The 11,824-nt window shown below is 63.1% G+C and carries 7 protein-coding genes; 5 read left to right on the top strand and 2 right to left on the bottom strand.

What is annotated here, in order from left to right:
• Positions 1-277: 277 nt before the first annotated feature.
• Both ABIE08_RS13055 and ABIE08_RS13060 read right to left on the bottom strand, forming a co-directional pair.
• The gene (locus ABIE08_RS13055; RefSeq protein WP_354551700.1) at positions 278-1,882 is read right to left on the bottom strand and encodes a bifunctional aspartate transaminase/aspartate 4-decarboxylase; all 1,605 of its coding nucleotides are present in this window, start codon (positions 1,880-1,882) and stop codon (positions 278-280) included.
• Between the two features lie 101 nt (positions 1,883-1,983).
• On the bottom strand, positions 1,984-3,144 hold the full coding sequence (locus ABIE08_RS13060) for a porin (RefSeq protein ID WP_354551701.1): 1,161 nt from the start codon (positions 3,142-3,144) through the stop codon (positions 1,984-1,986).
• Positions 3,145-3,865: 721 nt separating this feature from the next.
• Between ABIE08_RS13060 and aspT (ABIE08_RS13065) the strand changes: the two genes are divergently transcribed.
• The 5 genes from aspT (ABIE08_RS13065) to cax all read left to right on the top strand — a co-directional run bounded on the left by aspT (ABIE08_RS13065) (position 3,866) and on the right by cax (position 11,757).
• The gene (aspT, locus tag ABIE08_RS13065; RefSeq protein WP_354551703.1) at positions 3,866-5,557 is read left to right on the top strand and encodes an aspartate-alanine antiporter; all 1,692 of its coding nucleotides are present in this window, start codon (positions 3,866-3,868) and stop codon (positions 5,555-5,557) included.
• 158 nt (positions 5,558-5,715) lie between these two features.
• Complete coding sequence (locus ABIE08_RS13070; RefSeq protein ID WP_354551704.1) at positions 5,716-8,445, top strand: decarboxylase; 2,730 nt, start codon at positions 5,716-5,718, stop codon at positions 8,443-8,445.
• Between the two features lie 64 nt (positions 8,446-8,509).
• Positions 8,510-10,201 carry an aspartate-alanine antiporter gene (aspT, locus tag ABIE08_RS13075; RefSeq protein WP_354551705.1) on the top strand — a complete coding sequence of 564 codons (1,692 nt, stop codon included), beginning with the start codon at positions 8,510-8,512 and terminating at the stop codon, positions 10,199-10,201.
• Positions 10,202-10,270: 69 nt separating this feature from the next.
• Positions 10,271-10,636 (top strand): potassium channel family protein, encoded by a 366-nt coding sequence (locus tag ABIE08_RS13080; RefSeq protein WP_354551706.1) that lies wholly within the window; start codon positions 10,271-10,273, stop codon positions 10,634-10,636.
• A gap of 29 nt (positions 10,637-10,665) precedes the next feature.
• On the top strand, positions 10,666-11,757 hold the full coding sequence (gene cax, locus ABIE08_RS13085; RefSeq protein WP_354551708.1) for a calcium/proton exchanger: 1,092 nt from the start codon (positions 10,666-10,668) through the stop codon (positions 11,755-11,757).
• The last annotated feature ends 67 nt before the right edge of the window (positions 11,758-11,824 follow it).

Genomic DNA, 11,824 nt, shown 5'->3' on the forward strand with positions numbered 1-11,824 from the left:
CGACCATCACGTTGAAGAGGATGTCCGTCTGGCCCGGCGCGGTTATGAAAAACGGCAGGTGTTCGATCGCCACCGGGTGAATTTTATCGTCCATCGAATTTCCTCGCCTCCTGAAGTCCTGCGACTGGAACGGCCCTGCTGATGCTGGCCTTCAAACGGCTACCCGGCAGTCGGTTGCAAGGAGGGGAATTTGTCATCCCCTCCTGTTCTTATATTCCCAGCTGGACTACTCCGCAGGTAGGCTCCCGTGCTCGGAGCAGCTACTGACCGTCGAGCGTTACTTTTTCTGCAGCGCTTGGAAAGTATCGACATAACTACGCCCGACCGCTCGGACGGCGCGGCCGATATCGTCATAGACATCGTCGGGAAGGTTGGCGAAGGAGACGCGGACGCTCCAATTCGGCGCCTCGAATCCGCCGCCGTTCAGAAGCACGATCGAGTGATCTTCGGCTAGCCGGTAGACGAGATCGAGCGGATGCACGTTCGCCTTGAGCCAGGTCACCATTTCCTCGCCTTGGTATCGGCGCAGCCAGAACTCGAAGTCGATCGTGCCATAATAGCCGGCGAAATTAGCATTGGGTTGCAGATCCAATGGCAGTCCTTCCAGCAGGCTGTTGACGCGGTTGGCGCAGATCGCCATGCAAGCCTTCTGATAGACCTTCTCGCTGTCCATCAGTTCGCTCATCGAGAACATTGTCATCATCACCTGCTGCGGGAGCGACAGGCCGGCGGTGTGATTGAGCGCCACGTCGCGGCTGTCGGCGACGATCCGGTCGATCATCTTCAGTTTGCGCGGCTCCAGCGTGATCGAGATGTAGCGATTGTCGAGCGCCTCCAGTTCCTTGGCGGGAAGCTTGGCCAGCATGTCGTCGAGGATGTTCTGCTCGTGCAGCGCGATGACGCCAAGGCGCCAGCCGGTGCAGCCGAAATATTTCGAATAGGAATACACGCCGATCGTGTTGTGCGGCAGCTCGGCCATCAGCGAACGGAAGCCGTTCACGAACGTGCCATAGACGTCATCGGTCAGGAGAATGAGGTCCGGGCGCCTGGTCTTTACGAAGGCGACGAGCTTTTTCATCGTCGGCGGGTCGATTGCCATCGAGGTAGGGTTGCCGGGATTGACGACGAAGAACGCCTTGATCTTGGGGTCCGCGAGCTTCTCGATCTCCTCGTCTGAATACTGGAAGCGGTTCTCCTGCGTCGCCTTGATGTGCACCGCGTCGAAGGCATAGTCTTCGAGCTCGGCGATCTCGATATAGGGCGTGAAGATCGGCGTGCCGATCGCGATCGTGTCGCCCTTCTTCAGGATGCGGTTGGCCATCAGCGATTTGAAGATGTAGCACATCGCCGCCGTGCCGCCCTCGACGGCATAGAGGTCGTACTTGCCCGCGGGCGGATTATCGCCGCACATCGCCCACATCAGGTAGCGGTGCGCGACCTTCTCGGCATGGACCAGCATCCGGTCCGGCACGGGGTAATTGTCGCCGATGATCGAGTCTGCCAGCTCGAATACGAAGGCGTCGGCGTCGAAGCCGAGCACCTTGACGCCATGATCGACCAGCCGCGTCAGAAAATCGGCGCCGGGCATGTCAGCGTGCTTCTCCAGCCAGGCTGAAAGTCGACCGGCGATGCCGGGCATCTGCGGCATGCCGGCCAGACCGGCCTTCGGATCGTCCATTGAGCGGCGGCATTCGGTCAGAGCGAACTGGCCGAACAGGAAGAAGCCTTCGCGTGGGGCGGTTGCTACCCAGTTCGGATTGCCGCGACCGGCGTTCAGCAGGGCATGCGCCGACTTCTTGGCGCTCTGTTTGGCAAGCTTGATCAGACCGTCCTTGATCTCGAACGGGCTCATCTTCTCATATTCCCGGTAGTCGATCGTCATGATGCGCTCCCAGAATACTGAGCGGGCGTGATTGCCCGCTTCGCCTCTCTTCCGTCGCTCAGGGTCGAAGCCCGAGCAATCTGCATGAAATTCGCGGCGCGTCAGAACTTCAGCCGGGCTCCCGCGAGAACCGCGTAGCTTTTGTCGAGGTTGTTGCCAGGCTCGTCATAGGAATAGGACCGGCCGCCGAGGTAGAGTTCCGTCTGCAGGTAGTCGAGATTTTGCACGACCTGGAAGCCGAACGACTCGCTGCTGCTGTCGGCGGCGTCGATGTCTTCGCCGAAATAGGCATCGACGGAAAAGGCGGTCTTGCCCACCTCAAAGATATTGGTCTGGTATCCGAGCTTGAAATAGCCGTAGCGGCCATCCACCACTTCTTCGTCCGAATAGGCGGCGGCCACTGTCAGGCTGAGTCCGGACGGCTGGTGCAGGATCGATATCGAGCCATCGATCAGCGACTGGTCGGAGGCCGGCTGGGAATAGGCCAGCGCGCCGGAGATCTTGAAGTCGTTGATGGTTTTGTCGTAGCGCGCGGCGACATCCCAAACCGTGACATCCGTCGTCTCCGGTACGACCTGCGTGCCGACAGAGGTCGACAGGCTGAAGCCGGCGAATTGCGGCGTGTCGTAGCGGGCGCGCAGCTTGCGGCCGACGCCGTCATAGTCGGTAAACGCGTCCTTGACCTGCACTGAGGACAGCGTCCCGTCGGAGAACCGGAAGAACGGACCGCCGGCCATGTCGGATACCAGGGCGTAGCCGACGACCGTCGTGCCGGAAAGATCGACCTCGGCCGAGGAATCGGACGCCATGCTGCCCTGGCCGAGCCAGAGCTTTCCGTAGGTCTTTGATTCCATAAAGAACTCCGCCTTGCGCAGCAGGTTGGAGTCCCAGTCATAGTCGCCGCGGTTGAGCTGGTTGACGTAGTTGGTCGAGTAGGGCGTCCATTCCCATTCGAGATTGCCGCCGATGCCCCAGTCCTCATCGACGCGGCCATAGAGCCGCAGGCCGGCACGGGTCGACGAATTGCCGTTGTCGACCGGGCCGTAGCCCAGCGTCGAGCCGCCATCGTCGAAGATCAGCAAGCCCTTGTTGATCTGCCCGTAGAGCTCGAGGTAGCTGCCGGCGTCACCGGCGCGCAGCTTTGGAATCCATGTCTCTGGCGTGGGGGCGGGCGTAGCGGCCTTCGCGGCCTCGGCATCGGAGGCGAACGCTGGCGCCGCACAGGCCAGCGCTGTCGAGGTCAGCGCGCCAAGCGTAAGCATCGTCGCCGCTTTTCGTGCCCGATGTTTCATTCGCATGGCTTCCATCCCCGTTCTATTGGAGCTGCAGTAATGTCGTCCGCCTCATTGGAGCGGCAGCGGAAAGGGTGTGCCGATATTGTTTCGAGCGAAGTGGATACCGGTTCGCGCGAAGAACATGCGATCCGGCAAAACGCCGGAGTCATCTCGCGGTGGCGCGAAGCAGGAAATGCATGGAGTTAAAATGAAATGAAGGCTTTGTCGAAACCGGCGGCCACGCCTATGCGCTGCGTCATCTTGCCTGGATCGGGCATTTGCAAGATGTCTAGCTAAAGCTATTGCGAGGTTCGCGCGAAAGTTTAACACAATATGCAGCCGATGCAGCAGCGTGTCCGCCGGGGCGCGCACGCATAGATCCGGATTTATCGATAGACTGAGATCGCCCTGTTCCAGGCCATTCATCTCACGCCAGGAACGCGACATCACAATTCGGCAGGCTATCATTCCAGTATTACCTTACGAAAACTGAAACATATGCCGATCATTTTCATGGCGTTCGCCATGTATGCGCTGCTGTTAGGGGTGGCGGGATGCGACAACAAGCAAATTTACTGCCGTTCCACGCCGCTATTTTTATATTAACACCTTGAAAGAATCCTGCAAGGGAGTAATGTCTGCCGCGCTTTAGATCATCTCCAGTGCATATTTGTTGCTGACCTCTCGGATCCATAGGGGGAATGCCGCTATGTTTGACTGGTTTGCGAACACACTTCGCACATATCCAGAGATCGCATTATTCATTTCGCTGGCACTTGGATATTACTTCGGTTCCTTTACTTTCAAGGGGCTGGGATTGGGCGCCGTCACCGCTACCCTGATCGCTGCGGTGATCATAGGCCAGCTCGGCATAACGATTTCTCCGCCGTTGAAGGCCACGTTCTTCCTGCTGTTCCTGTTTGCGATCGGCTACGGCGTCGGCCCGCAATTCGTTCGCGGAATCGCGAAAGACGGCATTCCGCAGGCCCTGTTCGCCGTTGTTGTCTGTTTCTTTTGCCTGGCGGCGCCGTTCGTCGCGGCGAAACTGGCAGGGTACGACGTCGGTTCGGCGGTTGGCCTGTATGCAGGCTCCCAGACCATATCGGCGTCGATGGGTCTCGCGACGGATGCGATCAATCGGCTGGGACTGCCGCCGGAAGAGACCAAGCGCCTCCTCGACGGCATGCCGGTTGCCTATGCGGTGACCTATATCTTCGGCACGGTCGGCTCCGCGATCGTGCTGGCGCTGGTCGGCCCGGCGCTGCTTCGCATTGACCTCGAGGCGGAATGCAAGCGTTACGAGGCCGAGCACGGCGGCAACAGGCAGCAGGGCGGTGCAGGCACGGCCTGGCATCACTATGAACTGCGCGCCTACAAGGTGCGCGAGGGCGGCCCCGTCGTGGGGCTGACAGCGCGGGAAGCCGAATCAATGGTTCCCGACAACCGCCTGTTCATCGAGCGCATCCGGCGCAGCGGCAGGATCGAGGATGCGACGTCGGAAACCGTGATCCAGGCCGGCGACATCGTCGCCGTGGCGGGACGGCGCGACATTCTGGTTAGCCTGCTCGGGCCCGTAGCCGACGAGGTGGACGATCGCGAACTGCTGGCCGTTCCGATCGAAGGCGTTGACGTGCTGGTGACCAACAAACAGGCTGATGGCAAGACTTTGGCCGAGTTGGCGCAATGGCCGACGGCGCGCGGCGTGTTCCTGCGCAAGATCGCCCGCGGTGCCACCGCGACCGAAATACCGATCCTGCCCAATACCAAGATCAACCGCGGCGACATCCTCACCATCGTCGGCCGGACGCCGGACACGACCGCGGCGGCGAAGGCGCTGGGCGTTGCCGATCGTCCGAGCGATATCGCCGACGTGGCCTTCATCGGCGCCGCGATCGCGATCGGCGCGCTGATCGGCGCGCTCGTCTACAAGATCGGCAGCGTGCCGCTGACCCTCTCCACGTCGGGCGGCGCGCTGATCTCCGGCCTGTTTTTCGGCTGGCTGCGCTCCGTACACCCGACCTTTGGCCGCATCCCGTCCTCCACCGTCTGGTTCATGAACTCGGTCGGCCTCAACATGTTCATCGCCGTGGTTGGTATCTCGTCAGGACCGGGCTTCGTCGCCGGCCTGCAGCAGCTCGGCTTCAGCCTGTTTCTCTGGGGCATCTTCGCGACGACGGTGCCGCTGCTGCTGGCAATGTATGTCGGCCGATACGTGTTCAAGTTCCATCCGGCTATTCTGCTGGGATGCTGTTCCGGCGCGCGCACCACGACGGCCGCGCTCGGCATGATCAATGACCGTGCCAAGAGCACCATCCCGGGGCTTGGCTATACCGTTACCTATGCGGTCGGCAACACGCTGCTGACGATCTGGGGAATGGTGCTGGTGATGTTGCTGGCCTAACCAACAAAGTCGACGTTTTCGGCCGAGGCCAGGCTTGCCATGGCGAATCCTGGCTGCCGGTTGGGCGGCCAGCGAAGGCAAGCAATCGTAGCGTTTGGAAATCTTGATGACGTCGGCGTGAGCATGCTGACGCGCGAGCAACATTGGGGTGGCGCATCATGGCAGGCAAGACCGCACGGATCGACCAATTCCTTCTCATTCATTCGGCCCGCGCCGACAACTGGCGCGAGATCACCAGGCTCGCGGATGCATGGGCGGGCGGTCATGGCGAGCGAGCTCCGCTGGAGGCGGCCCTGGCCGACTTGGCGGTGGTGGAGGAGTTCCACGCCTATCCCGGCGGGCGTTTGCTGGCCACGCTGGCGGAGCGCATCGCCACCAACGATGCCGGCGGCACGGCCAAGCTGGCTCGCCGGATTTCCAACGGCTTGCTGACCCATGCCTATCGCGATCGCGCCGGCGAATGGGACGTCCATGACGAGATGGCGGCGGGCGAGGTGGCCGACGTCCTGCCGCCCGCGACCGGCGAGACTGGCCTACGCCGGCCCTATTTCGAGGTATTGTTCGTCAACAGCCAGCCAGCCGCGCGCTGGCCGGCCTTTGCGGCGGAGATCCGTAGGCTGCGCCGGCCGGAAGACGCATTCATCTACGAACCGGTGCTCGCCGGCTCGTTCGAAGATGCGCTCTGCGCCGTGGCCCTCAACCCCGACATCATCTCCGTCGTGTTGGCGGAGGGCTTCCCGTATCGCTCGCGTCATGATGCGCCCGTGCTCCGCTCGGTGCTGGATCCGTTAGGCGAGACAGAGGGACCCGACCTGTCGGCTCTGCGCCTGTCGCGAACGCTCAAGCGGGTGCGGCCCGAACTCGATGTCTATCTGCTGTCGGACCGCCAGGTGGAAACCATCGCCGGCGACCCGGCAGCGGATTCGGTACGACGCATCTTCTATGCGGTCGAGGAACCGCTCGAATTGCATCTCGCCATCCTCGAAGGCGTGCAGGACCGGTTCGAGACGCCGTTCTTCGACAATCTCAAGAAATACGCTCGGCGGCCGATCGGGACGTTCCACGCACTGCCGATTGCCCGCGGCAAGTCGGTGTTCAAATCCGACTGGATCCGCGATCTCGGCGAGTTCTATGGCCTCAACCTGTTCCTGGCCGAAAGCAGCGCGACGACCGGCGGGCTCGACAGCCTTTTGGAGCCGACCGGCAACATCAAGCGCGCGCAGGAGATGGCGGCCCGCGCCTTCGGCGCCGACCATGTGTTTTTCGTGACCAACGGCACGTCGACTTCAAACAAGATGGCGGTGCAGGCGCTGCTGGCGCCCGGCGACATCGCCGTGGTCGACCGCAACTGCCACAAGTCCCACCATTACGGCATGGTGTTGACCGGGGCGCAGCCCTATTACGTCGAAGCCTTTCCGATGACGGAATATTCGATGTATGGCGCGGTGCCGCTCGCGACCATCAAGCGCGCGCTGCTGGCGCTCAAGGCCGAGGGGCGCCTCGACCGGCTGAAGCTGCTCGACCTGACCAACTGCACCTTCGACGGACACATGTACAATGTCCGGCGGGTGATGGAGGAATGCCTCGCGATCAAGCCCGACCTGATCTTCCTGTGGGACGAGGCTTGGTCCGGCTTTGCCCGTTTCTCGCCCTTCCTGCGTCCGCGCACGGCCATGGGCGCGGCGGCGGATCTGGAGGACTGGCTGCGCGATCCGTCGTCCGTCGATGCCTATGAGAAGCAGCGCGCCGAACTCGGCGACAATCCATCCGACGAGACGCTCCTCGCCACCCACCTGATACCCGATCCGAGCCGGGTGCGGCTTCGCGTCTACCAGACCAATTCCACGCACAAATCGATGTCGGCCATCCGGCAGGGCTCGATGCTTCTGGTCAAGGATGTCGATTTCCACACCGTCGAGGCGCAGTTCCACGAGGCCGTGTTTACCCACGCCTCGACCAGCCCCAACCAGCAGTTGATCGCCAGCCTCGACGTGGCGCGCCGGCAGATGGAGCTGGAAGGCTACGGGCTGGTGATGAACGCGATCGAAATCGCGCTGAAGATCCGTCGGGCGGTCAATTCCCATCCATTGATCTCGAAGTATTTTCGCGTGCTTGGCGCTGACGAGATGATTCCCGCGGCGTACCGGCAATCGGGTTTCCAGGACTACCTGGCAGCGGGATCGACCTGGGGCACGGTGCTGAAGGCGATGCGCGAGGACGAGTTCTATCTCGACCCGACGCGCATGACGCTGGTCTGTGGCACCGCCGGCTTCGATGGCACCCAGTTCAAGGGCCTGCTCGCGAATGACTACGACATCCAGCTCAACAAGACGTCCCGCAACAGCGTGCTCCTGCAGTCAAACATCAACAACACGCGCAGCGATGTTGCGCATCTGATCCGGGTTCTGGTCGAGATCTGCCGCGGTATCGAAAAGCGCCTGGCCGATGGTGGCGAGGGCGAGCGAGCTGCCTTCGCGGGGCGGGTCAAGTCGCTGATGACCGACGTGCCGGACCTTCCGAACTTCAGCCATTTCCACGAGATCTATCGCGGCGATGCCGGCAAGGCCACGCCAGAGGGCGACATGCGCGCGGCCTTCTTCAACGCCTATGACGCCTCTATCTGCGAATATGTGCCGCTTAACGGCGCCGAGTGCGACAAGCGGCTGCGCGAGGGGCCGGAAATGGTCTCGGCCAATTTCGTCATTCCCTATCCGCCGGGCTTCCCGATCATGGTGCCGGGCCAGGTCCTGACGCAGGAGACGATCGACTTCATGCGCAAGCTCGATGTGAAGGAAATCCATGGCTACGAGAAGGCGAGGGGCCTGAAGCTGGTAAAGCCCGAGGCCGTGCTGGCCAAGGCGAAACGCCGGGCCAGGGCGGAACGCTGATTTCGCGCCGCTGGTTCCGCGGCGGTGCGACGGTCAGGACCGAACATGTGGTGAAGGTTCCGTCATGGTTTGGCTCGAGCAGTTCCTGGTCAGATATCCCGAGTTGGCGGTCTTCTTCGCCATCAGCCTCGGCTACTGGATCGGTGGGTTCAAGGTCGGCGGCTTCGGCCTCGGGCCAGTCACGGGGTCGCTGTTCGCCGGGATCCTGATAGGCCAGTTTGCCGAGGTGCCGGTCTCGGCCATGGCGAAGTCCTTCCTGTTCCTGCTGTTCCTGTTCGGGATCGGCTATTCTGTGGGGCCGCAATTCCTGCAGGCCCTGAAGCGTGACGGAATGAAGCCGGTCGTGCTGGCGGTGGTCGTCTGCGTCACGGGCCTCCTGACCGCGATCGCGGTCGCGAAGATCCTTGGCCTCGATCCAGGCTTTGCCGCGGGCCTCGTCTCCGGCTCGCTCACCGAGAGCCCGGCTATGGGCACGGCGACGGAGGCGATCAACGCGCTGCCGCTGCCGGAACTGGAGCGTGCGCGGCTGGTCGCGCATATCGCGGTGGCCGATGCGGTCTGCTACATCTTCGGCGCGATCGGCGTCATCCTGTTTTGCAGCGTGGTCGGGCCGAAACTGCTCGGCATCGATCTAAAGGCCGAAGCGCTCAAGCTGGAGCAGGAGCTCGGCATCAAGCGCACCCATGCCGGGGTCGCCTCGGCCTGGCACCGGTTCGAACTGCGCGCCTATCGCGTCGCCGAGGGCGCGCCGATCGTCGGCTTGTCGCGGCAGGCGGCCGAGGCGAAATTCCCCGAACACCGCCTTTTCATCCAGCGCGTGCGGCGCGGCGGCGCGATCCTGGAGGCGGGGCCGGATCTGAAGTTCGAGGTCGGCGACGTGATCGCCGTATCGGGCCGCCGGGAAGTGCTGGTCGACATCGTCGACCCGCGCGCCGAGGAGGTCGAGGATCGCGAACTGCTCGATATCCCGGTCGCGGCCGCCGAGGTGCTGCTGACCAACCGGAAACTGGCTGGCCGCAGCATAGATGGCGTCGCGCAGGCGGCATGGGCGCGGAGCCTCTATCTGGGCGGCATCACCCGTGGAGGCCAGGAGATTCCGCTCGGACCGGGCGTGACCCTGGAACGCGGCGACATCCTGCGCCTGATCGGGCCGGAGCCCGTCGTCGCCGAAGCCGCCAAGCAGATCGGCGTCGTCATCGTGCCGACGACGACCACGGATTTTGTCGTGCTCGGCCTCGCGATCTTCCTCGGCGGTCTGGTCGGCGTCCTGGTGGCCTTCCCGATCGGCGACCTCCGCATCTCGCTCAGCACCAGCGTCGGCACGCTTCTGGCCGGGCTGGTGGTCGGGCATCTGCGGACGCGCTTCCCCCTGTTCGGCCGCATACCGGATGCCGCCGTCTCGCTGATGACGGCGCTGGGTCTTGCTGCCTTCGTGGCGATGACCGGGCTGCATGCCGGGCCGGTCTTCGCCTCCGCGCTTGCCGAAGCCGGCATCGGCCTGCTGTTCGGCGGCATGGTCGTGACGCTGATGCCGATGTTCGTCGGGCTCTATGTCGGGCGCTATCTGCTGCGCATGAACCCGATCCTGCTGCTCGGCGGCCTCGCCGGAGCGCAGACCATGACGGCCGGCATGGCGGCGGTCCAGGAACGGTCCGGCAGCCCGGTCGCCGTGCTCGGCTATACCCCGGCGGTGCCGATCGGTCACATCCTGCTGACGACATGGGGCACGGTGATCGTCGGGATCATCGCCAGTTGAGCCCGGTGAAAGCAGGTTGGGTCGCTCGATCCCGATTCCTCGCGTGCCAGCGAGGCTGGAGGCCGCGTCATGCGTATGAGACTCCCCGGCAAGGCGAAGGTGCGGCGGTCGCCCCATATGCGGCGTCTCTTCTTCATCGCCCTCTGGCGGCAGGTCCAGGTTCTCTGGCCGATCTTCTCCGGCATCCTTCTGGCGATGGCCGGCCTCGGGATTGTCGCCGGCCGGATCGAAGGATGGCGCCTCGATGAATCGCTCTATTTTACCTTCGTCACTGGCCTGACCATCGGCTATGGCGACCTGTCTCCCAAGCATCTTTCGGCGCGATTGCTGGCGGTCGGAATCGGGGTGTTCGGCATCGTGCTGACCGGGCTCGTCGCGGCCGTCAGCGTCCAGGCGCTCCGCGCGACGGAGCTGGACTCCAACCAGAATGACTGAGCCATGGAACAGGGAGGCGTGACCGTGCAATGACCCTCTTGCTCAAGGAAATCCGTTCCAATCCCATCCTCTGGCTGCTGGTGTTCGTGCCGATCGTCTTCGTCGCGGCGAAGCTTTGGCCGGAAGCGCATACGCTGCTTTTCGTGCTGTCGATCCTGGCGATCGTGCCGCTGGCGACGCTGCTCAGTTCCGCGACCGAATCGGTCGCGACCAAGACGGGGGATGCCGTCGGGGGCCTGCTCAATGCCACGCTCGGCAACCTGACCGAACTGATCATCGCGCTCGCGGCGCTCAAGGCCGGCGAGTACACGCTCGTCAAGGCCTCGGTCGCCGGGGCGATCGTCGCCAATTCGCTGTTCATGCTCGGCGCATCATTCCTGCTCGGCGGCCTCAAATACCACACGCAGGAATTCAACCGGCATGGTGCGCGCCTGCAGACCTGCCTGCTGTTCCTGGCGACGATCGCGATCATGACCCCGTCGGCGATCGTCGATGCGGAGTCGCCGCAGACTGCCTTCACCCAGCAATTGAGCGTCGGCCTGTCCGTGCTGCTGATCGGCACCTATGCGCTCGGCCTGCTGTTCTCGCTCTGGACGCATCGCGAAGTCTTCGCCGGCGCGGCCCATCACGAGGCCGGCGAGGCGACCTGGCCGACCGGGCTGGCGCTGGCCGTGCTCGCCGGCGTCACGGTGCTGGTGGCGCTGACCAGCGAGGTGTTTGTCGAATCCGTGCAGGAGGCGGCCAAGACCTTCGGCATGACGCCGGCCTTTGTCGGCTTCATCGTCGTGGCGCTGGTCGGCGGCGCGGCCGAAATGGCGTCGGCCTTTGCCGGCGCGCGCAAGGACCGGTTGGATCTCAGCGTCGGCATTGCGCTTGGCAGCGCCGCCCAGATCGCGCTGTTCGTCGCGCCGGTGCTGGTGCTGCTCAGCTATGTCATCGGGCCGACGCCGATGGATCTCCGCTTCTGGCCGGGCGCTGTGATCATGGTGTTCATTGCGACGATCACCGCGTTCCTGATGACCAGCACCGGGCGCTCGGCCTGGTTCGTCGGCGTGTTCGTGCTGATGGTCTACCTGGTCTTCGCGATGACGCTGTACCTGATGCCGCCGGCAACACTGTGATGATCTTTCACCACCATAGGACGCCTGACCGACGGTTAGTTTAGCATCCCAGTCAAGTAGGTATAAA

This window comes from Kaistia defluvii, from assembly GCF_040548815.1.
Lineage (GTDB): Bacteria > Pseudomonadota > Alphaproteobacteria > Rhizobiales > Kaistiaceae > Kaistia > Kaistia defluvii_A.

What these genes read in the sequence shown, in the direction of transcription:
- ABIE08_RS13055 (WP_354551700.1), bottom strand. Translation starts at nt 1,882, where the DNA reads ATGACGATCGACTACCGGGAATATGAGAAGATGAGCCCGTTCGAGATC.
- ABIE08_RS13060 (WP_354551701.1), bottom strand. Translation starts at nt 3,144, where the DNA reads ATGCTTACGCTTGGCGCGCTGACCTCGACAGCGCTGGCCTGTGCGGCG.
- aspT (WP_354551703.1), top strand. Translation starts at nt 3,866, where the DNA reads ATGTTTGACTGGTTTGCGAACACACTTCGCACATATCCAGAGATCGCA.
- ABIE08_RS13070 (WP_354551704.1), top strand. Translation starts at nt 5,716, where the DNA reads ATGGCAGGCAAGACCGCACGGATCGACCAATTCCTTCTCATTCATTCG.
- aspT (WP_354551705.1), top strand. Translation starts at nt 8,510, where the DNA reads ATGGTTTGGCTCGAGCAGTTCCTGGTCAGATATCCCGAGTTGGCGGTC.
- ABIE08_RS13080 (WP_354551706.1), top strand. Translation starts at nt 10,271, where the DNA reads ATGCGTATGAGACTCCCCGGCAAGGCGAAGGTGCGGCGGTCGCCCCAT.
- cax (WP_354551708.1), top strand. Translation starts at nt 10,666, where the DNA reads ATGACCCTCTTGCTCAAGGAAATCCGTTCCAATCCCATCCTCTGGCTG.